This is a genomic window from Streptomyces sp. 11x1 (assembly GCF_032598905.1).
In the GTDB taxonomy this organism is placed as follows: domain Bacteria; phylum Actinomycetota; class Actinomycetes; order Streptomycetales; family Streptomycetaceae; genus Streptomyces.
The window spans coordinates 5,839,601-5,865,175 of record NZ_CP122458.1 but is presented as its reverse complement, the minus strand read 5'-3'; the positions used below and the strand labels follow the sequence as shown (position 1 = coordinate 5,865,175).

Below are 25,575 nucleotides of genomic sequence, written 5' to 3'. Positions count from 1 at the left end.
CGGCGACCACCGCGCCCCCTCAGTGGCGCGGGGACCTGCGCGACAAGCCACGACGGCGCGGCAGCCGCCGACGACGCGGCGCGGCACCACCTTCGGCACCGCCCACCCCAGCGGAGCGCCACCGCACCCCGCCGGCCCTCGCGAGGACGAGGCCCACGGTGACGGCGGCGACCGTGGAGACGACACCGCCGGCGACGAAGCCCGTCCGGGCGCCGTACGCGTCGGTGACCCAGCCGGCGATCGGCGCGCCCAGCGGCGTACCGCCCAGGAAGACCATCATGTAGAGGGCCATGACGCGGCCGCGCATCACGGGGTCGGTGTTCATCTGGATGGCCGTGTTGGCGGTGACGTTCACCGTCAGGCCGAACATCCCTATCGGCACCATCAGCAGGGCGAAGATCCAGTACTCGGGGGCCAGCGCCGCCACGATCTCCAGCAGGCCGAAGGCGAGCGCGCCGCCGATCAGCACATGCAGCCGGGCAGTGCCCCGGCGGGCCGCGAGCAGGGCGCCGGCGACCGAGCCGACCGCCATGAGCGTGTTGAAGAGGCTGTACGAGCCGGCGTCCGCGTGGAACACGTCGTCCGCGTAGGCCGAGAGCCAGACGGGGAAGTTGAAGCCGAAGGTGCCGATGAAGCCGACCAGCACGATGGGCCACAGCAGCTCGGGGCGCCCGGCCACATAGCGCAGGCCCTCGCGGAGCTGGCCCTTGGCGCGGGGGGCACGGCGGACGGGGTGCAGGTCACCGCTTCGCATCAGCAGCAGGCCGATGATGGGGGCGACGAAGGAGAGGCCGTTGTAGAGGAAGGCCCAGCCCGTGCCGACGGTGGTGATCAGCACACCGGCGACGGCGGGGCCGACGAGACGGGCCGACTGGAAGTTCGCCGAGTTGAGGCTGACCGCGTTCTGCAGCTGGTCCGGCCCGACCATTTCGGACACGAACGACTGCCGGGCCGGGTTGTCGACGACCGTGGCCATGCCGACGGCGAAGGCGGCCACGTACACGTGCCACACCTGCACCTGGCCCGAGATCGTCAGCGCGGCCAGCGCCAGCCCGGTGACCGCCATCGACGTCTGCGTCACGAACAGCAGCCGCCGCTTGGGGAACCGGTCGACCAGCACACCGCCGTACAGTCCGAACAGCAGCATCGGCAGGAACTGGAGCGCCATCGTCACACCGACGGCCGTGGAGGACCCGGCCAGGCTCAGCACGAGCCAGTCCTGCGCGATCCGCTGCATCCACGTGCCGATGTTCGACACGACCTGCCCGACGAAGAACAGCCGGTAGTTCCGCACCCGCAACGACCGGAACATGGAAACCCGGGCCCCCTCGGCCGAAACCGCCGAGGAACCACCGGGTTGGGGGGCGGCCGCGGAAGGCGGGGCGGCCGCGGGAGGCGGGGCGGCCGCGGGAGGCGGGGCGGCCGCGGGAGCCGCAGTGGAACGGGCGCGCGCGGCGGCCCGGCTCGCGGGTCCGGGGATCAGTGCCGAACCGCCGGCGGCGGAATGGGCGGAAGCGGATTGCGCGGAGGCGGAAGCGGGGCGGGCGGAAGAGGCGCGGGCGGAAGAGGCGCGGGCGGAAGAGGCGCGGGCGGAGGCGGAAGCGGGGTGGGCGGCGGCCGAAAGGTCGGCGGCGCGCGGCAGGGCGATCGCGCTGCCCTCGTTCGGCCGGCCGTCGGTATCCGGCGGGGCCTCCAGTACTGCGGGAGTGGGTGGGGGCTCGTGGGTGGGTGGGGGTGCGGGGACGGAAGGTGTTCCGGGGCCCGTACTCAAAGGGACTCGCCTCCTTGCGTGAAACGCGTGTTCGTCCTGCGGCTGCGTGAGCCTCAGCGCTCCTGTTCTGTCTGCTGGTTTTCGGGTCGGCCCATGCCCGCCCCCTGGCCGGCACACAGGCTGTATGCCGGGGCGCACCGGCGGCCACGCCGGCGTGCCCCCACGGCGACAGCGCACCAAGGGGCGGCGCGCCAGGCGGCCGGCCCGGGGGCGGAGAGGCGCGCGCTAGAGGTGCGCGAGTCTCTCCAGCACCGGCGCGGCGGTCCGGAGCGCAGCCCACTCCTCCTCGTCGAGCCCCTCGACCAGGGACGCGAGGAACGCGTTGCGCTTGCGCCGGCTCTCCTCCAACATCGCCTCGGCCTGCTCGGTCTGGGTGACCACCTTCTGCCGCCGGTCCTCGGGGTGCGGCTCCAGCTTCACCAGCCCCTTGCTCTCCAGCAGGGCGACGATCCGGGTCATCGACGGCGGCTGCACATGCTCCTTGCGGGCCAGCTCACCGGGGGTGGCCGTACCGCAACGGGCGAGCGTGCCGAGCACCGACATCTCGGTCGGGCTCAGCGACTCGTCGACCCGCTGGTGCTTGAGCCGACGGGACAGGCGCATCACGGCGGAACGGAGGGCGTTCACAGCGGCCTCGTCGTCGCCATGGTTCAGGTCAGGCATGTTCTTTAGTTTAACTCATTACCCTCGCTAAAGACCACCGGAACTCCACAGCCGTGCCCGTGAGCCCCGCCACTCATGCCGAGCCAATCCCCCGGATCACTCATATGAGTGACTGGTACGCAGAACATGACACGACAGAGCAGAGCACACCTGACCCTCGTACACATGGCGACCACTGTGCTGAGCCTGCGGATAGACGAGGAGCTGCTCGAACGGCTCCGGACCCACGCGGCGAAAAGGGGAATGAGCGTCCAGGACTACGTGATCGGGACGCTCATTCGGGACGACTTCGACGAGCGGTTCCAGACCGCGGTCGAGGAGACGGAGAAGTTCTACGGAGTGACGTGAGGGGCGGCCGCGGTCACCCGCAGGAACCGCGTACCGCTCACGTCAGACCCAGCGCCGGCATCAGGTAGCAGAAGAGGAGGACCGCCGAGACCACGTACATCGCGACCGGGACCTCACGGCCGCGCCCCGCGGCCAGGCGCAGCACCACGAAGGTGATGAAGCCCATGCCGATGCCGTTGGTGATCGAGTAGGTGAACGGCATCATCACCATCGTCACGAAGGCCGGGACCACGATCGTGCAGTCGGCCCAGTCGATCTCGCGGACGGAGTTCGCGAGGATCAGGAACCCGACCGCGAGCAGTGCCGGGGTGGCCGCCTGAGAGGGGACCATCGTGGCGACGGGCGTCAGGAACAGCGCGACCGCGAACAGGGCACCGGTCACCACGTTGGCGAAGCCGGTGCGCCCCCTCAGGACAGGGCGGGATCCCCCGCCCCCGGCGCACAGCCGGTGCCGGAGGGACGACACCGCCCGACCAGCGGTCGAGCGTCCGTGAACCTCGGCCCATATGGGCTGGAATCCCCCTCTTTTGAGAGGGGGAGGATGTCAAGAAGCAGGTCGTGGCGGACGAGGAGCCGGCACCGCCGGCCGCGACGGCGATGCCGTCGACGAACAGCACCTTGTTGATGCCCGGCATCTATCCGTCCGCGTCGGTCAGCTTGGCCTCGTCACCGACGCCCATGATCGTGCCCATCGCGTCGAAGAAGCACGACAGCAGCACGGTGAAGACGAACAGGACGCCCGCCAGCAGGCCGGCCTTGCCGAAGCCACCGAAGAGACTGTCCTCTCCGAGCAGCCCGAAGTCAGGGGTCCCGACCGGGTTGCCGGGCCACTTCGGGGTGGTCAGACCCCACGAACCGGCCGGAAGCTTGGCTACGGCCTCGACGACCACCGCGAGCAGCGTCATGGCGACGATCGAGATGAGGATCGCGCCCGGCACCTTGCGTACGATCAGCGCGAGCGTCAGCAGCGCCCCGAGGACGAAGACCGGCACGGGCCAGCCGTTGAGGTGTCCGTCCGCACCGATCTGGAGCGGCACGGTCGTTCTGACCGCGTCCGGGATCCGGGTGACGAAGCCGGCGTCGACCAGGCCGATCAGCATGATGAACAGACCGACACCGATGGAGATGCCCCTGCGCAGGCCCAGTGCTCTCCGCGCGTAGACCTGCGCGCCTCGTAAGCTGTGCCCCATGGCGAAGTGGATCCCCAAGCACGAGGCACCGGAGCCCCTGGAAGGGCCCATCGTGCCGACCATCATCGGCGGCACGATCCTGTGGCTCGTCCTCTTCGTCGTCCAGCTCCCCTTCTACGGCTGGTACGAGGAGCACGGGCACACCTGGTGGGTGTGGACCTGCCTGGCGGGCGGCGGACTCGGCTTCATCGGCATCTACTACGTCCGCAGACGGGACGCGGCGATCAACCGAGACGCGGCACAGCAGGCCGAGGCCGGCGAAGCCGGCGGAGCGGGCGGAGCGGGCGGAGCGGGCGGAACCGAGACAGGCGACGGAGCCGAAGTCGGCGAAGCGGAAGCCGGCGAAGCCGACACGGCCGAAGCCGGTGACGTGGAGGAGGCACGGCCCGCCACCAACTGAGCCCGTCCGGCGATTGAGGACGAGCCCGAAGGGCGACGAGCGGGGGTCCGGGGACGCGGCCCGCTGCGGCCCGCATCAACCGCCGGCACCCGCCACACCCCCCGCACGTACGACCCCGGCACCACGCCGAAGCAGAGCCCCACTCCCCTGGTCGGATCTTTCGCCCACTCGATGGGTGAACCCCTGAATCCGCACGTACCGTCGGATGCATGACGCACATCGACGCGGGCACCGACCTCGATCCTGTGCACCCCACCACCGCCTCGGCCCCGCCGGACACGAGGCGGGCGCGTGGGCTGACGGCCGCCGAAGTGACCGAGCGGGTGGCCCGTGGCGAGGTGAACGACGTACCCGTACGGAGCAGCCGCTCCACGGTGGACATCGTCCGCGCCAACGTCTTCACCCGGTTCAACGCGATCATCGGCGTCCTCTGGGTGATCATGCTGTTCGTCGCGCCGATCCAGGACAGCCTCTTCGGCTTCGTGATCCTGGCCAACACGGGCATCGGCATCGTCCAGGAGTGGCGGGCGAAGAAGACCCTCGACTCCCTCGCGGTGATCGGCGAGGCGAGGCCGACGGTCCGGCGGGACGGCGTCGCCACCTCGGTCGGGACGTCGGAGATCGTCCTCGGGGACCTGATCGAGATCGGGCCCGGCGACAAGATCGTCGTCGACGGTGAGTGCGTCGAGACCGACGGCCTGGAGATCGACGAGTCGCTGCTCACCGGTGAGGCGGACCCGGTCGCCAAACAACCCGGCGACCAGGTGATGTCCGGCAGTTTCGTGGTCGCGGGCGGCGGCGCGTTCACCGCGACCAAGGTCGGCCGGGAGGCGTACGCGGCCCAGCTGGCCGAGGAGGCGAGCCGCTTCACCCTCGTCCACTCCGAGCTGCGCTCCGGCATCTCCACCATCCTCAAGTACGTCACCTGGATGATGGTCCCGACCGCGATCGGTCTGATCATCAGCCAGCTGATCGTGAAGGAGAACGACTTCAAGGACTCCGTCGCCCGCATGGTCGGCGGCATCGTCCCGATGGTCCCCGAGGGCCTGGTCCTGCTCACCTCCGTCGCCTTCGCCATCGGCGTGATCCGTCTCGGCCGCAAGCAGTGCCTGGTGCAGGAGCTGCCGGCCATCGAGGGCCTGGCCCGCGTCGACACCGTATGCCTCGACAAGACGGGCACGCTCACCGAGGGCGGCATGGACGTCACCGAGCTGCGCCCCCTGGGCGGGGCGGACGAGTCGTACGTACGCCGGGTGCTGGGCGCCCTCGGCGCGTCGGACCCCCGGCCGAACGCCTCGCTCCAGGCGATCATCGACGCCTACCCGGACGGCGAGGACTGGCGCTGCACCCGGTCGCTGCCCTTCTCCTCGGCCCGCAAGTACAGCGGCGCGGCCTTCGGCGAGAGCGACGGCGAGGCCAGCACCTGGCTGCTGGGCGCCCCCGACGTCCTGCTCCCCGACGACGACCCGGCCCTCGCCGAGACCGAACGGCTCAACGAGGACGGGCTACGGGTGCTGCTGCTGGCCCGGGTCACCCGGGAGCTGGACGACCCCGAGGTGGCGACCGAGGCGCTTCCCACCGCCCTCGTCGTCCTCGAACAGCGGCTGCGCGCGGACGCCGCCGACACCCTGCGCTACTTCGAGGAGCAGAACGTCCGGGCGAAGGTCATCTCCGGCGACAACGCGGTCTCGGTCGGTGCGGTGGCCGGCAAGCTCGGCCTGGCCGGTGAGGTGGTCGACGCCCGCCGGCTGCCCGCAGAGCGCGACGACATGGCGACGGCCCTCGACTCGGGCACCGTGTTCGGCCGGGTGACCCCCCAGCAGAAACGGGACATGGTCGGCGCGCTCCAGTCCAACGGCCACACGGTCGCAATGACCGGCGACGGGGTGAACGACGTCCTGGCCCTCAAGGACGCCGACATCGGTGTGGCGATGGGCTCCGGGTCGGAGGCGACCCGGGCGGTCGCCCAGATCGTCCTCCTCAACAACAGCTTCGCGACGCTGCCGTCGGTGGTCGCCGAGGGCCGTCGGGTGATCGGCAACATCACCCGCGTGGCGACGCTCTTCCTGGTCAAGACGGTCTACTCGGTGCTGCTCGCCATCCTGGTCGTCTGCTGGCAGGTGGAGTATCCCTTCCTGCCCCGCCATCTGACCCTGCTCTCCACCCTGACGATCGGCGTCCCGGCCTTCTTCCTCGCCCTCGCCCCCAACAAGGAGCGGGCGAAACCCCACTTCGTCCGCCGGGTCATGCGGTACGCCATCCCCGGCGGCGTCCTGGCGGCCCTGGCGACTTTCGCCACATATCTGATCACCCGTCATTACTACACCGGAGCCGGTGCGTTGGAGGCGGAGACCAGCGCCGCCACCCTCACGCTCTTCCTGATCTCGATGTGGGTGCTGGCCATCATCGCCCGCCCGTACACCTGGTGGCGCCTCGGTCTGGTCGCCGCGATGGCGGCGGGCTTCCTGCTGGTCCTCGTCGTCCCCTCGCTCCAGGACTTCTTCGCGCTGCGCCTGGTCGGCACGACGATGCCGTGGACCGCGGTCGCCGTCGCGGCCGGGGCCGCGGCGGTCCTGGAATTCTTGTGGAGGTGGGTGGACCGCCGCTTCCCCGCGTAACCGCCGCTTTCCCGCGTGGCCGGCGCGCCTCCGCGTAGCCGGCGCTTCCCCGCGCACGAGGGGCGCGCGCATGGGGCGTACGCCCGCGCGCGAAACCAGACCCGCGCGGCCGGCGTCCTCGCCTCCGACCGACCTCGACGCGACCACCGCTCCCCCGCCCTCACCGGCCGGTGGAGCGGGCCCGTGGCGGGGAGCGCGGTACAGGGAGGGGAGAGGCACCACATGAACCCGGATCAGCCGGTGGAGTTCCACGCCTCGTGCGGGCATCTGATCTCGGCCCCGGCCGATCGCGTGGGACAGGAGGTCCGTTGCCCCCACTGCCACCGGGTGGTGCGGGTCCCGTCGCCGGACGTCCCGTACGCCTCGGCGGTGCCCGTCCCGGCCGGCGCCGTCGAGCCGCCCGCGCTGACCGCCCTCTACGTGACCACTCTGATCGGTGGTCTCGTCGCCGCCGGTCTCGTCTACCTGGTCATGTTCGACGAGCTCTCGGAGTCCGAGCTGGTCTCGATCACTCCGCTGTGGTTCTTCCCCGTGGTCTTCGGCCTGTACGGCTTCGCCTCGCAGCGGCTGCTGCGCCACATGGCCACCGGCCGCGCGGGAACCCTCGGCGAGGCAGCCCGGCTCTCCATCGACGTGGCCGGCTACTGGGCGGCCCTGGTGCTCTTCCCGTTCCTGGTGCTGAAGTGGCGCAGTTCCCTGCTCGTGTCGCTGGCGGCCGCGCTCTTCTGGGCCGTCCTGCTGTGGCTGTTCTTCGCCCTGCTCTTCCCCACGCTCTGACCGCGCGACGAGGGGGTGCCGCGACCGCCGACCGCCCGCGACGCCCCATCACGACACCCCACGCCGTGCCCGACGGCTGCAGAAGGCGCCGGCCCCGGGAATCCCCGGAACCGACGCCCACCCGCTCAACCGCCGCCTGCGGCCTACTTCACGTCGACGGCGTCGGCCGCCGACGTCACGGCCGCCGTGGTCGAGGTGCCCGCGAAGACATAGCGGTACGTACCGTCGACGGTCGCCTTGACGGTGGTCTTCAGGGCGCCGGCCGAGGACGACTTGACCGTCTTGACGTCCTTGTACGTGGACGTGCCCTTCTTCTTGAACTGCAGCTTCACGGCCTGACCGCCGTACGCCGGGACCTTGTTGGTCTCCCAGTTGGCGCGGGTCAGCTTGCTGGTGACCGTGATGGTCTTGCCCTTCTTGACCGGCTCCGGAGAGGCGTTCGCGCCGACGAGCTTCGCCTCGCGCTGCACCTTGACGGTGCCGAGGCCGCCCTGCCAGGCCTCGTTCAGCTGCTCGGTGCGCTCGTCGCCCTGGATGGCCAGACCGCCCACCTTCCAGGTCCGGGCCTGGGAGTTGGCGAGGTCGCCCGCGCCCGGCCGGATGTCGATGACGGCCTTGCAGCTGGCGGTGGTCGCCGAGGTGGCCTTGCAGGTCGCCGGCTCGTCCCCGAAGAGGAGCGGGTCCGTGTAGTCGTCCAGGACCGAGCCGGGCACCGACTTCAGGTACAGGAAGGGACCGTTGAGGACGTCGTCGGAGGTGACGTCGAGGCCGGCCGCGTGCTTGAGGGTGTAGGTGACCGGCACCGTGCGGTGCTTGGCCGCACCGACGACGACGGGCTTGCCGTTGTTCACCTTCATGGCGGAGAAGGAGACATCGAGGTCCCCGACGGCCGCGTCGGCGCCGGTGGCGGCACCGAACGCCGAGGGCCCGCCGACCGCTGCCCACGCCGGAGAGGCGCCGTCGGCGCCCACGGCGAACACGGCCGGGGCGGAGAAGGCGGAGAGCGCGAGAACGCCGGAAGCGGCGACCGCGATGGTTCGGACACGCATGTGTTCCCCCGGTGGAAAGAGGGCTCGGCGGTGATCGACCATCGGCCCCCGGTGATGGCGGGTCGACCGACCCGCGTGATCGTGCGGTCGGGGAACACGCCGGTCCGCCCGGCGCGCCCCCTGCCTCCCGCGTCGGACCACTGCCGACCCGGGAGGGATGAGCCCTGGGGCTCGTCGCTTACTTCACGTCGATGGCGTCGCCCGTGGACGTCACGGCCGCCGTGCCGGAGCTGCCGGCGAAGACGTAGCGGTACGTGCCGTCGGCGGTGGCCTTGACGGTGGTCTTCAGGGCGCCCGTCGAGGACGACTTGACCGTCTTGACGTCCTTGTACGCGGACGTGCCCGCCTTCTTGAACTGCAGCTTCGCGGCCTGGCCGCCGTACGCCGGGAACTTCTCGGTGTCCCAGTTGGCGCGAGTCAGCTTGCTGGTGACCGTGATGGTCTTGCCCTTCTTGACCGGCTCCGGAGAGGCGTTCGCGCCGACGAGCTTGGTCTGGCGCTGGATCTTGAAGGTCTTGGCCGGGTCCTTCTCGACGTAGTCGAAGTCCTTGGCCGCGGCGAGCGCCCAGACCTTCCAGGTGCCGGCCACGGAGTTGATCAGGTTCGCCTGGGTCTCGACGGTGAAGCTCGCCTTGCAGGAGGCCGTGGTCGAGTTGACCTTCTTGCAGGTGGCGAGGCTCTCGTCGTTGCCGTTGGCGACGGCGCCACTGTCCGCCGTGTCCAGGCTCGCGCCGTGGTAGAGGACGACGGTGACGTCCTTGAGGCTGATGCCCGAGTTGTCCGAAGCCTTGAAGGAGACCGTGAAGGTCTTCTTGCCGGTGCCGACGACGACCGGCTTACCGCCGTTGACCACGACGTCGGTGATCTTCGTGTCCCCGGCGGTCGGAGCGGCCTGCGCGACCGGGGCGACGAAAGCGGTCAGGGCCAGGGCGCCGGTGACGGCACCCACGATGGCACGCTTGTGCAATGTATTCCCCACGTAAGAGGGGACCCGCGGCACGGATGACGCACGAAGTGTCGGCACGCGGGGCCCGAGTGTCTGGAGAGCCGGGTGGCTCACCAGACCAGACTCGGGGCTCCTGGGAATGGTTGTGCGAGTTGTGAACAACCTTTGCGAATGTTGCGCAGATCACATCGCGGAGGTTTAGCTCAGTCAAACCAGCGGTCCCGCGCCAACTCCTCCGTCCTGGACGGGTCTTCGAGCAGCGCGGCCACCTCGAAGCGGCGCGGCCACTGTCCGGCCGCCCAGGCCAGTCCGGCCGCGACGCCCTCCAGCGTGGCCGCGTGCAATACACCGTCGCGGGTGCGGCGCCAGTCCAACTCCACGCCGTCGACGACCAGTTCCTCGTGCTCGACGTACGACGCGGGCGTGGCCGGGCCCAGCAGGACCCGGACCGACTCCGGTACGTCGTGCTCCGTGCCCTCGGAGTCGACCTCACCCGTCACCGACTCGCTGAGCCGCCGCACCTGGAACAGCTCGGCCAACTCGGCAGCCCGCGAAGGCCGTACGGGCAACAGGGGCACACCGGAGGTGAAGGGCAGCAGGTCGGGCGAGTCGACGACCACGGCATCGGCCGCGTCCACGACGGTCACCTCACCGTCCAGCACCGCGCGCAACTCGTCCGGGAGAGTCACCTGTTCGGGGTCCAGTTCGGCCAACGCACCGTACAGACCGTGCAGTTGCGCGGCTCCCACCGGCAGATCGGGGTCGGCCAGCCGGTCCAGCAGTTCGGCGGCGCCACCCGGCTCGTCCAGCAGCGCGGCCACCGAGGTCCGCACGCCCAGCGCCCGCAGCACCTGCTCGTCGTCGAAGCCGGTGGCGTCGGCCTCGTCGTACAGACCGCGCAGCAGCGGGTCGCCGCCGGCCGCGAGCAGGCCCGCCGGGCGGCGGCCGTCGAGGACGGGGTGACCGCGCAGCCACCAGGCGGTGTAGGGGCGGACGACCTCGTGCGTGCCGTCCGCGAGCAGGATGCGCACCGGCTGGACCAGCGCGTCGCGCAGCGGCGGCTTCGCCAGCAGCGCGAGCGCCTCCGGCCAGCGGTCCTCGTCGACGAGGTCCAGGTCGCGCACGGCCACGATCTCCGTCGCGACCGGCGGCACCGGGCTGTCCGGGAACCGGTCGAGGACGTCCTCGGACCACACGTCCACCGCGTCCAGCAGCCCGGCGTCGTCGGGCTCGGCGAAGTCCCCGTCGCGCGGCTCCAGTTCGTCGGGGTCGAGGACGACGTCGGTGGCCCGTACGAGGGCGAAGGTGGCGAGGACCCCGCAGGCGGCCAGGGGCTGTTCGCCCCAGCGGTCGGCCAGTTCGGCGTCGACGAAGGCGAGTTCGTCCTCGCGCATGACCCGGGCGAACGGGCTGCCGGGGAGGACGAGTTCACCGGCGGGGGCCAGCTCACCGTCCTCGTCGGTCAGCGCCAGGGCGCCGAGCCACGGCTCGTCGCCGGGTTCGAGGCCCGCGTCGCGGACCAGGGCGAGGACGAGGTCGGCCAGCTCGTCGGCGTCGGGCCGTCCGTCCTCCTCGTCCCAGGCGCCGCCGTCGTCGTCCAGAGAGGCGGCCACGGCCGCCCGTACCTGCGGCGTCGTGAGCACGGCACGCGGAGTCGCGGGCAGCGCGCCCAGCTTCTCCAGGAGGGGATGCGCGGCATCCGGGTGCGCGACCTTCAGCCCGAGGCGGGCGAGGGTGTCGGGGCGGGCCGCCGTCCGCGGGTCGTCGGGGGCCGGGAGCAGGACCTGCCGGGGCCCGATGGTGGTCCGGCCGTCGGCGAGCGGGACCGGGAGCCCGGACAGACGGTCCGGATCGACGCCGGCGAGGCTGTCGTACAGCCGCCGCCACCAGTCGGGGGCCTTCTCCAGCCCGGCGAGCCGGTCGATCGCGTCCCCCAGCGGCAGGCGCGCCACGCCCAACGTCCGCAACTCCGCGCGCCGTTCGAGCCCGGCGGGCAGCAGGCTGGGCAGGACGTCCGCGAGCACCCGTACGGTCTCGGCGCCGGCGCCCTCGACGACCTCGGCGTCACGCGGACGCAGCGCGGCGGACAACGCGTCCAGCTCGTCGTCGGGTTCGGGCATCACGGCACGCGGCAGGAACGCGGTCCTGGGCAGCCGCTCCAGGATCGCCTGGCGCAGCGCCCCGTCCAGCTCGCCCTTGCCCAGCGGGCCGGGGACGAGGTCGATGATGCCCTCGCCCACCGGCTCCCAGGCGGCGAGGAGCGTGGCGTACGCGTCGGCCGCGCGCTGCACGAGGAAGTCGGTGAGCGGCCCGGGCGCCGCGTGCCGCCGGGTCGTGTCCAGTGGGAAGGAGGCGATGAGCAGCGCTGGCACTCCGAGGGCCTCGTCGCTGGGCGTCGGCGCGTGCACCACGGCACTCGTGCGCGGCCGGACCGGCGCGCCGTCGGGCCCGGTCGGCACGGCCCAGGTGACGGACCAGTGCGGCCGCAGCCGCTCCTCGACGGGCCGGTCGGCGAGCAGCGCGGCCTCGATCGCCCCGTGCTCGGCGACGGTCCGCCAACGCGTCACACCGTCCCGCGAGTCCTCCACGACGACGTACGCCCCCTCCACGCGCCGTCGCAGCGTCCGCGCCTCACCGGCGCCGACCTCGATGACGACCTCGTCGAGGCCGGGCAGGGCGAGCAGCAGCGCGTCGTCGACGGCGTGCAGCAGCCGCTCGGCGAGATCGGCGGCGGCGGTGTCGCGCAGCGGCAGGATCACGACGGTGTCGTACGACTCCGGAGCGGACCCCTCGGCCGCGAACGGCAGCCGCAGCAGCGGCACATGACCGTCGCGGCGGCGGATCTCGTCGCCCAGGCCGGGGCTGTGCCGGGCGGTGTCGGCGGCGAGCAGCCGGGCCTCGGCGAGGGACCAGCGGATACCGCCGTGCCGTCCGACGACGGCGGGCTCGTCGGTGACGGCGAGCACGGCGGCGAAGCCGACGCCGAACCGGCCGACCGCGCCCTCGTGGCCGCCGCTGTGGCTGTCCCGCTTCGCGGACGCGCGGAGCGTGGACAGCGACTCGACGCCGCCCGCGTCCAGCGGGGCGCCGGTGTTGGCGGCGACGAGGACACCGTCCCGGAGGGTCAACCGCAGCCGCCCGGGGACCTTGGCCCTGGCTGCCGCGTCGGCGGCGTTCTGCGCCAGCTCCACGACGAGGCGGTCCCGGTAGCCGCCGAGGACGAGGTCCTCCTCGGCGTTGGCGTCCTCGCGGAACCGGGCGGGGCTGGTCGCCCAGGCGTCCAGCACGCCCCGCCGCAGTCGCGCTGTCCCGAACGGGTCCGCACCCTCGGCCGCCGGCCGCACGAACTTGCTCACGGTTCACATCTCCCTGTCGCCTGGTGGACACGAAGGTACCGGGTCGCTGCGCTGGCTCGGGCCGGGCGCCCAGGGGGTGGGGGTAGCTGGTACGTGGGCGGGTGCGGGTGGGTGGGGACTTCTCGCGCCCACGCGGCGGAGCCGCATAAGGACACAGCCCCGCGCCCCTGAAAAGCAGGGGCTGCGCCCCGTGCTTTTCAGGCCCGCAGCCCCGCCGTCCTTTCAGGCCCGCAGCCCCGCCGTCTTTCCAGGCCCGCAGGGGCCTGGTCTTTCAGGGGCGCGGGGAACTGTGCGAGAAGCCCCACCGGGCCGCACCCGCCATCGCTCCCGCGCCCCCGAGCTACCAGGCGCCCTTACGAGTGCCCCAGGTCCGCCTCGGACTCGGCCTCCTCCGACCCCACCGGGACCGACCCGGAATCCGGAGCGGGCCGGAGCGGGAAGGGGTCCACGCGGGTCTCGTCGAGCCGCGGCGGAGCCGGCCTCGGCGGCTTCGGCATGACCGCCGCCTCCGAGTGCCCCCCGCACCCGTACGTCAGCGACACCATCCGCCCGTCCGCCGGGGCGAACTCGTTCGCGCACACCCCGAAGGCCTGCCCGAGCGACCCCCCGATCGGCACGAGGAACCCACAGCTCACACACGCGGCAGGCGCGGCCTGGGCCATCGCGGTCTTGGCCCCGAAGCCCTCCTCCCACCGGTCCGCCGCCGTGTGCAGCCCGTACCGGGACAGGACGCGCGCCCGGCGCATCCCCAGCTCCTCGGCGACCGCGGCGATCGACCCACGGCTCGGCGCGAGCGGCAGGTTCGCCGGCACCCCACCGGTGACCTCGGCGTCCTCCGCCTCCACCAGCTCGGCCATGTCGTGCGAGACGGGCGAGTTGGGCAGCGGTTCGTCCTCGCCGGAGTACCCGGGTTCCAACCGCAGGTCGTCGGCTTCGGTGGGCAGCAGATCGCCGGGGCCCATGTCGCCGGGCCGGAGCCGCTCGCTCCACGGCACCCACTCCGGCGCGAGCAGCGCGTCCGGGCCGGGCAGCAGCACGACCTCGTCCAGGGTCACGAACTTCGCGCGGGAGGCGCGGGCGACGGTGACGGCCCAGCGCCAGCCGCGGTACCCCATCTCCTTGCACTCGAAGAAGTGCGTCACTACGCGGTCGCCCTCGGAGACGAGGCCCGCGTGTTCGCCCACCACGCCGGGTGCGGCGGCCTCCTCGGCGGCGGAGCGGGCGAGGTCGACGGCCTCGGCGCACAGACGGTCGGGGGTGCGGCTTCGCGTTGTCGCTGCGCTCACAGGTATCGCTTCTCTCCTACGCCGTCTCACGAGTGCGCCTCCCTCGGCGGGGGGTGCGGACGGAGCGGACCAAGGGGCCGCGTCGACGTCCGCGCCCGATCGCACTCGGGCGCACCTATGTCATCCATTCTGCGGGATGAACGAGAGGCGCGCGGCCGAGAACAACCGCCGCAGGCGCGCTATGCACGCTACCTTCTCCGAGGCTCGTCGCCCACACCGACGTAAGGGTTCCGCGATTCCGCTGCGCTTGGCTTTGGCCGACGACGGGGGGTGGGGGCGGCTTCGGGTGCGGCCGACGGTTGGCGAAAAACCGCCGTGGCCTGCGGTCGGCTCCGCGCGAGGGGTCGGGGGAGACCGGGTTGTCGGGCGGGTGCGGGCCCGGTGGGGCTTCTCGCGCAGTTCCCCGCGCCCCTGAAAAGCGGGGCTGCACCCCGGCCTTTTCATCGGCCACCGAGCGCCGTCCTCTGCCGAGCCATCGGCTTTCAGGCCCGCAGGGCCTGGCTCTTGAGGGGCGCGGGGAACTGCGCGAGAAGCCCCACACACCCGCACCCGCCGACGAACCACGCACCCCCACCCCATGAGGCGCCCGGCCCCGCACCCGCCCACCCCACGGCCATACGAGCGGTAACCGCACTACGCCCCGCCATCTCGGGGCACTATGACGAGGTGACCGGCGCCGAGCGGAGCGGAGCGCGCGGATCGGGTCGGGTGACCGGCGCGGTCCGCTCGGTGGGCCGCGCCCTGCACCTCCCGTTCACCGGCCCGGCCCGAGGCATCCGCAAGGCCACCCACGCCCACGGCGCCGGCGAGTCCGGCCTCGGCAAACTGATCGAACTGCACGGAGTGAACGGCGCCGGCGACGTGATGATCACCGTCTCCCTCGCCTCCACGGTCTTCTTCTCCGTCCCCACCGACGAGGCCCGCGGCCGCGTCGCCCTCTACCTCGCCATCACGCTCGCCCCCTTCGCCCTGCTCGCCCCGGTCGTCGGCCCCCTCCTGGACCGCCTCCCGCACGGCCGCCGCGCCGCGATGGCCGGCGCCATGCTGGCCAGGGCGTTCCTCGCCCTGATCCTGGTCGGCGCCGTCGAGACGGGCCGCATCGAGCTCTACCCCGCCGCACTCGGCGTCCTGGTCGCGTCGAAGGCGTACGGCGTGGTCCGGAGCGCGGTCGTCCCCCGTCTCCTCCCGCCCCAGTTCTCCCTGGTGAAGGCCAACTCCCGGGTCACCCTCAGCGGCCTGCTCGCCACCGGCGTCGCCGCTCCCATCGGCGCCGGACTCCAGGCACTCGGCCCCCGCTGGCCGCTCTACGGCGCCTGCCTGATCTTCATCGCGGGTACGTTCCTCTCCTTCACCCTGCCCGCGAAGGTCGACTCGGCGAAGGGCGAGGACCGGGCCCTGCTCGCGGCCGACGCCGAACACCTGCACGGCCCGCACCGCAGCAGCACTCTCAAGCGGCCGGGGCTGCGGACGGTCGGCCCGGCGGTCACCCACGCGCTCGGCGCGAACGCCGCCCTGCGCGGCCTCTCCGGCTTCCTGATCTTCTACCTGGCGTTCCTGCTGCGCATCCACCCGCTGCACGGGCAGAGCGCGGCCCTGTCGCTGGGCATGGTGGCCGTGGCCGCCGGTACGGGGAACGCGCTGGGCACGGCCGTCGGCGCGTGGGTGAAGCAGCGCTCGCCGGAGCTGATCATCGTGACCGTGGTCGCCGTGGAGCTGGTGGTGGCGATCCTGGCGGCGCTGTTCTTCAGCACGTTCTTCGTCGCCGCTCTCGCCGCGGTCGCCGGTTTCTCGCAGGCGCTGTCCAAGCTGTCGCTGGACGCCCTGATCCAGCGTGACGTCCCCGAACTCGTGCGCACCTCCGCGTTCGCCCGCTCCGAGACCCTGCTGCAGATGTCCTGGGTGGTCGGCGGCGCCCTCGGGATCGCCCTGCCCCTCAACGGCACCCTGGGGATGGCCGTGGCCGCCGCGATCGTCGCCGCCGGCTGGCTCACCACGGTCCGCGGCCTGCTCTCCTCCGCCCGGCACGGGGGCGCGCCCCGGGCCCGGGTGGCCTGACCCACGGCCCGGCCGACCCCGGCACGCCGTACCCCACATAAGGGCACCCCTGGACACGCCAGATAGCCTTCGCCCATGACCTCCCCGCGTTCCCGTCGCGCCGCAGCCACTCTCGGCGCCGTTTCCGCCGGACTCCTCGTCCTGTCGGCCTGCGATGAGCCCACGCCGATGGCCACCGTCACGATCGGCACCGACTCGATCAGCTCCGAGGCCGCCTGCTACCGCACCCTCACCGCCGAAAAGGCCAGGGAGTGCGCGCAGAAGAAGCCCTCCAAGTCGATCGACCTGCCCCAGGGCGAGACGCTGCGCATCGGTGTCGACCCCGAGGTGTCGGAGACGGGCTGGGCCCTGTGGATCAACGGGGAGCAGGCCACCAACAACACGTTCGACAAGACCTACTGGTCCTTCGAGAACGCCGACCTGTTCGCCACCCAGCCGGGTCAGGCCGCCCAGAAGTCGCTGACCATCAGCGTCGTCGAGCAGAACGCCGAGGGCTCGAAGATCGAGGGCGTGTGGAACTTCGAGCTGAAGAACCCCGACGCCTGATCCACGGCCGACCCCCATGCGCATCCTCGTAGCCACCGCCGTCCCGGCCGAACGGGACGCGGTGGCACGAGCGTTTCCGGGCCCGGCGACCGAGTCCCGCCTCCCGGCCGGCACCCTCCACCGGTTCCACGCCTCGGCCCACGAACTGGACGCGACGCCGCACTACGGGGCGACGACCACCGCACCTGATGACCGCGGCGACACCCCGCCCCCACCCCCCGCCGGCCCGGAGTACGACCTCCTCGCCGCCGGTGTGGGCCCCGCGCTCGCCGCCGCGTCCGTCGCCGGTGCGCTGACAGCGGCGGTCCTCGACGGCACGCCGTACGGGCTGGTCGTGTCTGCGGGGATCGCGGGCGGGTTCGCGCCCGACGCACCCCTCGGCTCGCTCGTCCTCGCCGACGAGATCACGGCCGCCGATCTCGGCGCCGAGACACCGGACGGCTTCCTCCCGGTCACCGACCTGGGCTTCGGCACCGTCACCCACCACCCGCCCCGGGACCTCGTGCGCGCCGCCGCGACCGCCACCGGCGCCCGTACCGGCACCGTGCTCACCGTCTCCACGGTCACCGGCAGCGCCGGGCGCGCCGCCGAGCTGCGCGCCCGTCACCCCCGCGCGCTGGCCGAGGCGATGGAGGGCTTCGGGGTCGCCGAGGCCGCCGCCGCGCACGCGACACCCGTCCTCGAACTGCGGGCCGTCTCCAACCCCGTGGGCCCGCGCGACCGCGCCGCCTGGCGGATCGGCGACGCCCTGACCGCACTCACCACGGCCTTCGGGAAGCTGACGCCCGTGCTGGAGAGTTGGAACCCCTATGAGCCCTGAGACGAGCCCCGAGAGCGCCCCCGCGGAAGCCGCCGCCGCCAGCACCGGCACCGGCGCGCTGCGGATGGCGTACTCCTCCTGCCCGAACGACACCTTCGTCTTCGACGCCTGGGCCCACGGCCGGATCCCGGGCGCGCCCGCGCCCGACGTGACGTTCGCGGACATCGACATCACCAACGGCATGGCCGAACGCGGCGACCTCGACGTACTGAAGGTGTCGTACGCCGTCCTGCCGTACGTCCTCGACGAGTACGCGCTGCTGCCGTGCGGCGGTGCGCTGGGGCGGGGCTGCGGTCCGCTGGTGCTGACGCGGGAGCCGGGCTCGGACCTCACCGGCCGTACGGTGGCCGTGCCGGGCAAGCGCTCGACCGCGTATCTGCTCTTCCGTCTCTGGGCGGCGGACACGCTGCCCGGCGGGGTCGGCGAGATCGTCGTGATGCCGTTCCACGAGATCATGCCGGCCGTACGGGACGGGAAGGTCGACGCCGGACTCGTGATCCACGAGGCCCGCTTCACCTACCGGAACTACGGCCTCCACAAGCTCGCCGACATGGGCGAGCACTGGGAGGAGACGACGGGACTGCCGATCCCGCTCGGCGCGATCATCGCCAAGCGTTCGCTGGGCGAGGCGACCCTGACCACGCTCGCCGAGACGATCCGCGCCTCCGTCCACGCGGCCTGGGACGACCCCGAGGCCTCCCGGCCCTACGTCCTGGAACACGCCCAGGAGATGGACCCGGCCGTCGCCGACCAGCACATCGGCCTGTACGTCAACGAGTTCACGGCCGATCTCGGCGAGGACGGCTACGCGGCGGTCAGGGGCCTGCTGACGCGCGCGGCGGCCGAGGGACTGGTACCGCCCCTCGGCCCGGACGCGCTCGAATTCCCCTGAGAACCAGGGGAATCGGTGGTGGTCGGTGGATTCGGCGGGACCCAGCGGGATCCAGCCGAATCCGGCGGGATTCGCCTGGAGTCGGCTGGTCTACACGTCCAACTGGTCGGCCACGGCGCGCAACAGACCCGCGATCTTCGTGCCGGCGGCACGGTCGGGATAGCGGCCCCGCTCCAGCATCGGCGTGATGTTCTCCAGCAGCGTCGTCAGGTCCTGCACGATCGAGGCCAGCTCGTCGGGCTTCTTGCGCTGGGCGGCGGCGACCGAGGGGGCGGGCTCCAGGATCGTCACGGAAAGGGCCTGGTCGCCGCGCTGACCGGCGACGACTCCGAACTCGACCTTCTGGCCCGGCTTCAAGGTGTCGACACCGGCGGGCAGTACGGAGGAGTGGACGAAGACGTCACCGCCGTCGTCGCGGGAGAGAAAGCCGAAGCCCTTCTCACTGTTGAACCATTTGACCTTGCCAGTCGGCAAAGCACACACTCCCTCGATCGCTCCCGGACTGGCCGGACACCCTTGATCTGCCGTTGAGACAGCCTACCGGGGGTCTCTCCAGCCGAACACGCCTTAAAACGGGACTGAGCCCCTGCCAGTGAAGGCAGCGGCTCAAAGTGGTACGGGAAGCGTGAGGGGCTACCCAATGTGCCGGTCTTCCCCCTTAGGCCAGTAGTTACCGGCGAGAGTTCCAGTGAGGATGCGGAGCGCGATTCCACGCGTGTGCAAGTCCCCAGCGATCGTCAGTACGTCCTTAGTTGAACGGCCCAACCGGTCAGCTTCCACACACCGAGGGTGCCTCCCTCACACATTCAGTCGAGAGCGGAGAAGAGGCCAGGGCGCTCCGCGTTCTCGGGAGACCGTCACCCGTTTGCTGGGGCACCGGCTGCGGATCGCCGACGGCGAGCAGACGCTCGACGTCGGCGCCCTGCCCGTTGCGGTCGTCGCGCTGCTCGCGTCGCTCTCCGGCTGGGGACTGCTGGCCGCCCTGGAGCGGCTCTGGGCGCGGCGTGCCCGCGCCATCTGGACCGGGGTGGCCGGCGCCGTACTGGCCGTGTCCTTCCTGCCGCTCATCGGCGACAGCATGGGCAGCGGCACCCGGGGCTCCCTCGCTCTGATGCACCTGGCGGTGGCGGCGGTGCTGATCCCGGGGCTGGGCGGCAGGTCCCCCGGGGCAGGAGCCGGTGCCGCTATTTAGCCTCGCGCTTTCATGAACGTGCTCGTCCATGCCTCGATCAAATAAGCGGAGAGTGCTTCTGACGCAACGATGGGACTCGTCCAGGGTTCTGCTGGCTGCACGGAAAGGTGGTCTCGCAGGCCGGGGCGGTGCTGCTGGTCGAGACGGTCCGCAAGTCCGGCCTGGACAGTGCGATATCGGCGGCACTGACGCCGTGGCGCAAGCCGCGGACGGTGCACGACCCGGGCAAGGTCTCCCCGGCCCATTGGTCCGTGGGCGGGTGACAAGACGTCGGCCGACTGTTCCCTCGCGCTGGGAACTACCCTGGTCGGGTGCGTGACAAAACCCAACCGAATTCCGCCGAACCCGGTGACCGACTGATCCGTGTCGGCGGCATCGTCTTCGTCATCGGCGCCGTGGCCACACTGGTCACCGTGGCCCCGCTGTTCCTCGGAACGACTCCGTTCCCCGTCTACATGTTCGTCCTGAGCATGCTCATGGGCGTCGGATTCCTCATCGCCGGCGCCGGAGTCCTCCAGTCGGTCGCGGCGGGCCGCAGAAGGGCACGCGACGCGCGCTTCTAGGCGTCAGCGGGAGCGCGTCCGCTGGTATCCGGTGAGCCACCGCGGGAACGCCACCAGGTCCGCGAGGACGACGTCGGCGCCCGCCTCGCGCAGCTCCTGCTCGTCACAGGGGCCGGTGGCGACGGCGACCGAGTACGCCCGTGCCGTGCGCGCGCCGCGTACGTCGCCGATGTGGTCGCCGACGTACACGCTCGCGCCGTGCTCGCGCAGGGCGTCCGCCTTGGCCTCCGCCCACAGGTCGCCCACGACCACGTCGGGCTCGATGCCGAGGTGCTCCAGGTGCAGCTTGGCGTTCGGCTCGTACTTGGCGGTGACCACGATGGCTCGCCCGCCGGCCGCCCGGACCGCGGCGATCGCCTCCACTGCGCCGGGCATCGCGAGCGTGGCGGCGATGGCGATGGACGGGTACATGGCGCGATACATGTCCGCCGCGGCCGGCACCTCCTCCGCCGGAAACCAGTACGCCAGCTCATCCACCAGCGGCGGCCCCAGCCGCGTGATCGCCAGATCGGCGTCTATGCACGCCCCCGTCCTCTCCGCCAACGCCTCGAAACAGGCGTGAATTCCCGGCCGAGAATCGATCAGGGTCATGTCGAGATCGAATCCGACGGTCAGCTTGCGAGAGGTCATGCCCCCATTGTGCCGGGCGCGTCCACGGCCCGACACGGGGCGGAAGAGGCCGGCGGTTCGGCCGCACGCGGCCGTGTCCCACCGCTGACGGTCATGGGCGTACGAGGACGGTCCAGCCCGGGTTGTAGGTGTCCGGCACGCGGAAACTCGGCCAGTCGTGGGCCCAGCGCGGCGGCTTCCCGCCGCGGAGAACCAGTGCGCTGGAACGTTCCGGGGCAGTTGTGTCGGCGGAGGAGCAACCCGCCGTGTGAGCGATGGGGACGGTCGAGGCGTTTCCCTGGATGAGGCACGGCGGGCGCACTCCGTGCTCGCGCAGTACCGAGGCGATGCGGTCCCAGTCCCCGCGGGCGCGCTGCTGGATGTCCGCGTGGGTGTGCGCGAGTGTGGCCTGTATCCCCAAGTGGCCGATCACAGTCAGCGCGAGCACGACGACCGCCCACCGCGAGCCGGCCGTGCGGACCCGGCGAAGGACGGCGAGGATCCCGAGGGCGGCGGGCAGCGCCAGCAGTGCGTACACCGGCAGCAGGAACCGGGCGGCGGCGTAGGGAACGAGCAGGAGATACGGCGCCGACGCGGCCACCGCCACCGCCACCGCCAGCCACAGCGGCGCCGTGGAACGACGTGCCCGGCGTGCCTCCCAGAACCCCAGAGCGGCCAGCAGCGGGAGCAGCACCCACCACTCCGCCACGGGCGACTGCACGGTATCTCCCGCGCAGGGGCGGCACAGCAACGGACCGTCCAGCGCGGTGAGATGCGCGCCCAGCGAGAAGACGGGGCGTAGGCCGCCCTGGATCTCACCGGCCTCCGCGAGCCGGTGTCCCACCCCGCCGAATCGCAGGTGGGCCTCGACAATCCAGGGCAGCACACCCGCCACGGCCCCGGCCGCCACCGCCGACAGTCGCCCGTACAGGCGGCCCTGGTTGCGCAGCGCGGGCATCAGCGCGGCGGCCACGAGCAGCGGTATGGCGATGGCCACGCCGTCGTTGGGCCGCATCAGGAACACCACGGCGAGGCTCACCGCCACACCGGCGTACCGGGGCCGAGGTGCGAGAAGGTAGCCCGTCGCGGCGGTAGCGCCCATCGCGGTGTAGTGGTTCGGCATCGCGGAACCGGCGTAGAACAGGGTGATCCACAGGCTGCTGTACAGGCCGGCCGCCACCCAGACCGCCGTCGGCCGGTGCAGGACCCGCAGCCAGGGCCGGAAGCCCAGCCACAGAGCGCCACCGGCCAGCATGAGCAGCCAGACCCTGAGCAGAACCGTCGAATCGCTCCAGGAGGCCACCGGCGCCAACAGCAGGGGGACGCCGCGCGTGCGCGGGGCACTGAACGGGGTCGCGGGATCATAGGGCGAGAAACGGCTGGCGTACACGATCTCGTCCCAGCCGAGTGGCATCGTGAGCGGTACCAGCGCGGCCGAGACCAGGCAGAACGCTCCGGACACGATCCACAGCATCCTGTGGGCTCGGACCCGCGCGATCCGGTGGGCCGCACCCCGCATGCTCAGGGCCCTCATGCGGCTCGGCGCAGCGTGCGGCGGCCGCGGCGGACCACACCGCGCGAGAGTATCCGCGCCGTGGCGGCGAGCACGGTGGCCCGGCCGCGCCATCCGGCTGAGCCCAGCCGTGTGGGAGCCGGCCTTGTGGAGTGCTCATCGGCCAGGGTGCGGAACAGGCGCTCGTAGCGTTCGGCGATGTCCTCCGGTGCGAAGCGATCGGTCGCGCCGGCTCTCGCCGCCCTGCCCATCGCCTTGCGCCGCTCCGTGTCCTGCATCAGCGCCGTCAGCATGTCGGCCATGTCCCGGGTACTGTCACGCGGGACGAGCAGACCGTCCACCCCATGGCGGATGATCTCGCCGGGGCCGTGCGGACAGTCGGTGCTCACCACAGGCAGGCCGCACCGCATGGCCTCCACGATGGTCATGCCGAACGACTCCTGGGCCGAGGTGACCGCGGCGATGGATCCCTTGACCCACTCGTTCTCGATCGGGGTGACCATCCCCATCAAGAGGGCCCGGTCGCCTAGGCCGTGATGGGCTATCCGCTCGGCGATCCGGGCGCGCTCCACGCCGTCCCCATAGATGCGCAGGGACCAGTCAGGGCAGTCCTCGCCGGCCATGGCGAAGGCGTCGACCAGCATCTCGTACCGTTTCACACGGGCCAGCCGGCCGGCCGCGACCACGACCTTGGCGTCTCCGTCGGCCGGTGACACGGCAGGTTCGGGGACGCTGTTGGGGATGGCCAGTACGCGAACACGCGGCAGTCGCAGGCCGCGCCGGTGGTCGCGTGCGTCCGCCTCGGTCATGGTGACGAGGGCGTCGAGGCCGCCGTACCAGCGCTGAATGTCCTTGCGCAGCCTGTGCGGGTGGTTGTCGTGGGTGAGGTGCTCCTGGCCGATGAGGACGGCGTCGCGGGGGCCGAAGCGGCCCAGCAGGACATTGAGTCCGGCCCTGGCGCTCACGACGACGTCGGCCTTCGTCTCCCCCAGCCATTCGATGATGCGTTGCTCGGCGAGCCGGTGGTACTGGCCCGCACGGCTGTCCCCCTTGGGGAAGACCGTTCCAGCCTGCGCCGCGAGGGGATGTGTCGCGTCCGGGGATTGCTTGCGCCGGTCCACCAGGGCCCGCAGTTGAACCCCCGACGGCTGACCGAACTGCGGCTTCTCGCGGTGCCGGAAGACCGACACGAGTTCCACACGGTGGTTCCTGCCCAGCGTCTCGGCAAGCGTCATGCTCGTCCGTGTGGTGCCACCGGTCGCATAGGCGTTGTGCAGCAAGAAGGCTATGTGCACGAGAATTTCCCTCGGTCTTATCATGTGATGCGGTCGGCCGGGGCCGTCCACGGCCATGTCGCCGACGACCAGCCGCAGCAGTCGGGCTGTTATGCGGAACGCGAAAAAGTGTTGTCCGCCGAGCGGTTGGCGTCATGGCGCGGCACGGGAGTTGGAGCGGAGCCGGCTGACCAGAAAACTCGGGCGGCTTGAATGCGGTTACTCACACCGAGTTTGTCGTAGACGCTGCGCATATGGCTCTTCACGGTGCCGGTGGCGAGGGAGAGCATCGCCGCTATTTCGGGTGCGGCATAACCGTCTGCGAGCAGGGTGAGGACTTCTCGTTCACGAGCGGTGAGTCTGGTGAGCAGGCTTTCCGCCTCCGACTGCGTCTGATCCCGCCTCAGAGGTTCCAGATAGCTGTCGACCAGCAGAGACGCCAGTGCGGGTTCCAGCGCGAGTGCGCCCTGGGCCGTGGCCTGCACGGCCCAGGGCAAATGAAGCCGTGCGGTGCTGCGGCGGAGTATCCCGGCCGCGCGCGCGTCGAGCAACGCGCGGACAGCCTTCTTGCTGATCCGGTCGGCGAGCACCACGGTACGTGGTGGTACCGGCTGACAGTTGATGGTGCGGAGCAAGCGCAGCGCCTCGTCTTCGGTGGCCGGGCTGGCCACCAGGACAGAGAGCGACAGGCGATTCATCACGTCCAGCACTCGGCTGGTGTGTCCGTCGGCGACGACGCTCACTCTGGCGTCGCCTTCAAGGGCGTTACGAATACCGGCCCGGAGCAAATCCTCCGGGGCTACCACTCCGACACGTATCAAGATTTCGATCCCCCGTAAGTCGTCATTCATCGCCGACAAGGGAGGTCAGCCCTCACGACGATTCCAGGAAGGGTATGACGGGGGGCGGAGACGAGTCCATCGCCTTATCAGATCCCTTTGGTTCGGTGTCCCGTTGGCGGTTGCACCGCGTGACACGGCATACCGGACCGATGGCGGATATAGGGGTGATGTCTACGCCTGGGGTCGAGCGCATTGTTGCCGCGTGTATCCGAGTCGGATCGGTTGTGGCTTTCACCACAGCCTGTCCGTTCGGGGTGGAAGTGCTGTCGACCGACACGGTCACTCGGCGTCGGCGCGGCTTGCGCAACATCCGGGCGATGTCAATCCCACGATCGGCAGGCGGAATTGGGGAGTGCTACCCAAGAGCGGATGCCGTTGTCGTCCGGACCGCGCCGAGGATGTGTACACCCAAGGCGCTGACCGCTCCGATCAGGGCGCGAAGTGCCGGGAAGAAACGGAGGGTTCCACATGATCACGATGAAGAAGATCGCCCTGTCGGGTCTGGCCGTCATGGCGCTGACCGCAGCCGCCCCTGCCTTCGCCCTCACGGCCTCGGTCGACGAAGTCACCGTCAAGACCATCGATGACCGCAAGCGCATCGCCGTCACCAAGACCCACGACAACGACGCGCAGGTCAAGGGCCAGTACAAGCGGAACGGCGAAGGCGGCTCGGTCCGTACCATCTGGAACAAGAACGAGTACGCCAGCACCGTGAAGAGCGGCACCGGGGCGCGGATCTACGCGGTCAAGGCCTGCGAGTACAAGAACAACTGGCCGGACGACTGCAGCAACTGGGTCACTCGCTGACGCGAGTCACGTCTGCGATCGTGCGGCGGTGTCGCTACCGAGCACGCGTAGCCTTACC

The 25,575-nt window shown here is 71.3% G+C and carries 24 protein-coding genes and 1 pseudogene; 12 read left to right on the top strand and 13 right to left on the bottom strand.

Annotation, left to right across the window (positions count from 1 at the left end):
- Positions 1-19: 19 nt before the first annotated feature.
- Both P8T65_RS25880 and P8T65_RS25875 read right to left on the bottom strand, forming a co-directional pair.
- Positions 20-1,312, bottom strand: a complete 1,293-nt coding sequence (locus P8T65_RS25880; protein ID WP_399100189.1) for an MFS transporter — start codon at positions 1,310-1,312, stop codon at positions 20-22.
- 684 nt (positions 1,313-1,996) lie between these two features.
- A complete protein-coding gene (locus P8T65_RS25875; RefSeq protein ID WP_316727636.1) occupies positions 1,997-2,434 on the bottom strand; it encodes a MarR family transcriptional regulator in 438 nt (145 codons plus the stop codon).
- Between the two features lie 165 nt (positions 2,435-2,599).
- Between P8T65_RS25875 and P8T65_RS25870 the strand changes: the two genes are divergently transcribed.
- Positions 2,600-2,782, top strand: a complete 183-nt coding sequence (locus P8T65_RS25870; RefSeq protein ID WP_316727635.1) for a ribbon-helix-helix protein, CopG family — start codon at positions 2,600-2,602, stop codon at positions 2,780-2,782.
- Between the two features lie 37 nt (positions 2,783-2,819).
- Here the strand turns inward: P8T65_RS25870 and P8T65_RS47375 are convergent.
- Positions 2,820-3,924 (bottom strand): annotated as a pseudogene (locus P8T65_RS47375) (solute carrier family 23 protein); the annotation flags it as partial.
- Positions 3,925-3,970: 46 nt separating this feature from the next.
- On the opposite strand from P8T65_RS47375, the gene P8T65_RS25855 reads away from it, so the two are divergent.
- The 3 genes from P8T65_RS25855 (at position 3,971) to P8T65_RS25845 (ending at position 7,767) form a co-directional block, all read left to right on the top strand.
- Positions 3,971-4,372 (top strand): DUF2530 domain-containing protein, encoded by a 402-nt coding sequence (locus P8T65_RS25855; RefSeq protein WP_316727634.1) that lies wholly within the window; start codon positions 3,971-3,973, stop codon positions 4,370-4,372.
- Between the two features lie 209 nt (positions 4,373-4,581).
- Positions 4,582-6,990 carry an HAD-IC family P-type ATPase gene (locus P8T65_RS25850; RefSeq protein WP_316727633.1) on the top strand — a complete coding sequence of 803 codons (2,409 nt, stop codon included), beginning with the start codon at positions 4,582-4,584 and terminating at the stop codon, positions 6,988-6,990.
- Between the two features lie 222 nt (positions 6,991-7,212).
- The gene (locus P8T65_RS25845) at positions 7,213-7,767 is read left to right on the top strand and encodes a hypothetical protein (protein ID WP_316727632.1); all 555 of its coding nucleotides are present in this window, start codon (positions 7,213-7,215) and stop codon (positions 7,765-7,767) included.
- Positions 7,768-7,910: 143 nt separating this feature from the next.
- Here the strand turns inward: P8T65_RS25845 and P8T65_RS25840 are convergent, their stop codons facing one another.
- The 4 genes from P8T65_RS25840 to P8T65_RS25825 all read right to left on the bottom strand — a co-directional run bounded on the left by P8T65_RS25840 (position 7,911) and on the right by P8T65_RS25825 (position 14,404).
- On the bottom strand, positions 7,911-8,816 hold the full coding sequence (locus tag P8T65_RS25840; protein WP_316727631.1) for a hypothetical protein: 906 nt from the start codon (positions 8,814-8,816) through the stop codon (positions 7,911-7,913).
- A gap of 178 nt (positions 8,817-8,994) precedes the next feature.
- Complete coding sequence (locus tag P8T65_RS25835; protein WP_399100181.1) at positions 8,995-9,783, bottom strand: DUF5707 domain-containing protein; 789 nt, start codon at positions 9,781-9,783, stop codon at positions 8,995-8,997.
- Positions 9,784-9,965: 182 nt separating this feature from the next.
- On the bottom strand, positions 9,966-13,118 hold the full coding sequence (locus P8T65_RS25830) for a sacsin N-terminal ATP-binding-like domain-containing protein (RefSeq protein ID WP_316727629.1): 3,153 nt from the start codon (positions 13,116-13,118) through the stop codon (positions 9,966-9,968).
- A gap of 353 nt (positions 13,119-13,471) precedes the next feature.
- Positions 13,472-14,404 (bottom strand): DUF3027 domain-containing protein, encoded by a 933-nt coding sequence (locus tag P8T65_RS25825; protein ID WP_316727628.1) that lies wholly within the window; start codon positions 14,402-14,404, stop codon positions 13,472-13,474.
- A gap of 666 nt (positions 14,405-15,070) precedes the next feature.
- Between P8T65_RS25825 and P8T65_RS25820 the strand changes: the two genes are divergently transcribed.
- The 4 genes from P8T65_RS25820 to P8T65_RS25805 all read left to right on the top strand — a co-directional run bounded on the left by P8T65_RS25820 (position 15,071) and on the right by P8T65_RS25805 (position 18,717).
- The gene (locus tag P8T65_RS25820; protein WP_316727627.1) at positions 15,071-16,459 is read left to right on the top strand and encodes an MFS transporter; all 1,389 of its coding nucleotides are present in this window, start codon (positions 15,071-15,073) and stop codon (positions 16,457-16,459) included.
- A gap of 75 nt (positions 16,460-16,534) precedes the next feature.
- Positions 16,535-17,005 (top strand): hypothetical protein, encoded by a 471-nt coding sequence (locus tag P8T65_RS25815; protein WP_316727626.1) that lies wholly within the window; start codon positions 16,535-16,537, stop codon positions 17,003-17,005.
- A 16-nt stretch (positions 17,006-17,021) separates the two neighbouring features.
- On the top strand, positions 17,022-17,825 hold the full coding sequence (locus tag P8T65_RS25810) for a futalosine hydrolase (RefSeq protein ID WP_316727625.1): 804 nt from the start codon (positions 17,022-17,024) through the stop codon (positions 17,823-17,825).
- 64 nt (positions 17,826-17,889) lie between these two features.
- Positions 17,890-18,717: a 1,4-dihydroxy-6-naphthoate synthase gene (locus P8T65_RS25805; protein WP_316731714.1), complete on the top strand. Its 828-nt coding sequence runs from the start codon at positions 17,890-17,892 to the stop codon at positions 18,715-18,717.
- A gap of 90 nt (positions 18,718-18,807) precedes the next feature.
- Here the strand turns inward: P8T65_RS25805 and P8T65_RS25800 are convergent, their stop codons facing one another.
- Both P8T65_RS25800 and P8T65_RS47370 read right to left on the bottom strand, forming a co-directional pair.
- The gene (locus P8T65_RS25800; RefSeq protein WP_184892585.1) at positions 18,808-19,191 is read right to left on the bottom strand and encodes a cold-shock protein; all 384 of its coding nucleotides are present in this window, start codon (positions 19,189-19,191) and stop codon (positions 18,808-18,810) included.
- 159 nt (positions 19,192-19,350) lie between these two features.
- Complete coding sequence (locus P8T65_RS47370) at positions 19,351-19,497, bottom strand: hypothetical protein (RefSeq protein ID WP_399100174.1); 147 nt, start codon at positions 19,495-19,497, stop codon at positions 19,351-19,353.
- Between the two features lie 85 nt (positions 19,498-19,582).
- On the opposite strand from P8T65_RS47370, the gene P8T65_RS25795 reads away from it, so the two are divergent.
- From P8T65_RS25795 to P8T65_RS25785, 3 genes are all read left to right on the top strand, one after another.
- The gene (locus tag P8T65_RS25795; protein ID WP_316727624.1) at positions 19,583-19,909 is read left to right on the top strand and encodes a DUF6069 family protein; all 327 of its coding nucleotides are present in this window, start codon (positions 19,583-19,585) and stop codon (positions 19,907-19,909) included.
- A 107-nt stretch (positions 19,910-20,016) separates the two neighbouring features.
- Positions 20,017-20,172, top strand: a complete 156-nt coding sequence (locus P8T65_RS25790) for a hypothetical protein (RefSeq protein ID WP_316727623.1) — start codon at positions 20,017-20,019, stop codon at positions 20,170-20,172.
- 48 nt (positions 20,173-20,220) lie between these two features.
- The gene (locus P8T65_RS25785; protein ID WP_316727622.1) at positions 20,221-20,472 is read left to right on the top strand and encodes a hypothetical protein; all 252 of its coding nucleotides are present in this window, start codon (positions 20,221-20,223) and stop codon (positions 20,470-20,472) included.
- Between the two features lie 3 nt (positions 20,473-20,475).
- Here the strand turns inward: P8T65_RS25785 and P8T65_RS25780 are convergent, their stop codons facing one another.
- The 4 genes from P8T65_RS25780 to P8T65_RS25765 all read right to left on the bottom strand — a co-directional run bounded on the left by P8T65_RS25780 (position 20,476) and on the right by P8T65_RS25765 (position 24,611).
- Positions 20,476-21,102 carry a haloacid dehalogenase-like hydrolase gene (locus tag P8T65_RS25780; protein ID WP_316727621.1) on the bottom strand — a complete coding sequence of 209 codons (627 nt, stop codon included), beginning with the start codon at positions 21,100-21,102 and terminating at the stop codon, positions 20,476-20,478.
- 91 nt (positions 21,103-21,193) lie between these two features.
- Positions 21,194-22,543 carry a hypothetical protein gene (locus tag P8T65_RS25775; protein ID WP_316727620.1) on the bottom strand — a complete coding sequence of 450 codons (1,350 nt, stop codon included), beginning with the start codon at positions 22,541-22,543 and terminating at the stop codon, positions 21,194-21,196.
- Positions 22,544-22,611: 68 nt separating this feature from the next.
- Positions 22,612-23,889 carry a glycosyltransferase gene (locus P8T65_RS25770; RefSeq protein ID WP_316727619.1) on the bottom strand — a complete coding sequence of 426 codons (1,278 nt, stop codon included), beginning with the start codon at positions 23,887-23,889 and terminating at the stop codon, positions 22,612-22,614.
- Positions 23,890-23,978: 89 nt separating this feature from the next.
- Positions 23,979-24,611, bottom strand: coding sequence for a response regulator transcription factor (locus P8T65_RS25765; protein WP_316727618.1), 633 nt, complete (start codon positions 24,609-24,611; stop codon positions 23,979-23,981).
- A 567-nt stretch (positions 24,612-25,178) separates the two neighbouring features.
- On the opposite strand from P8T65_RS25765, the gene P8T65_RS25760 reads away from it, so the two are divergent.
- Positions 25,179-25,517, top strand: a complete 339-nt coding sequence (locus P8T65_RS25760; protein WP_316727617.1) for a hypothetical protein — start codon at positions 25,179-25,181, stop codon at positions 25,515-25,517.
- Positions 25,518-25,575 lie beyond the last annotated feature (58 nt).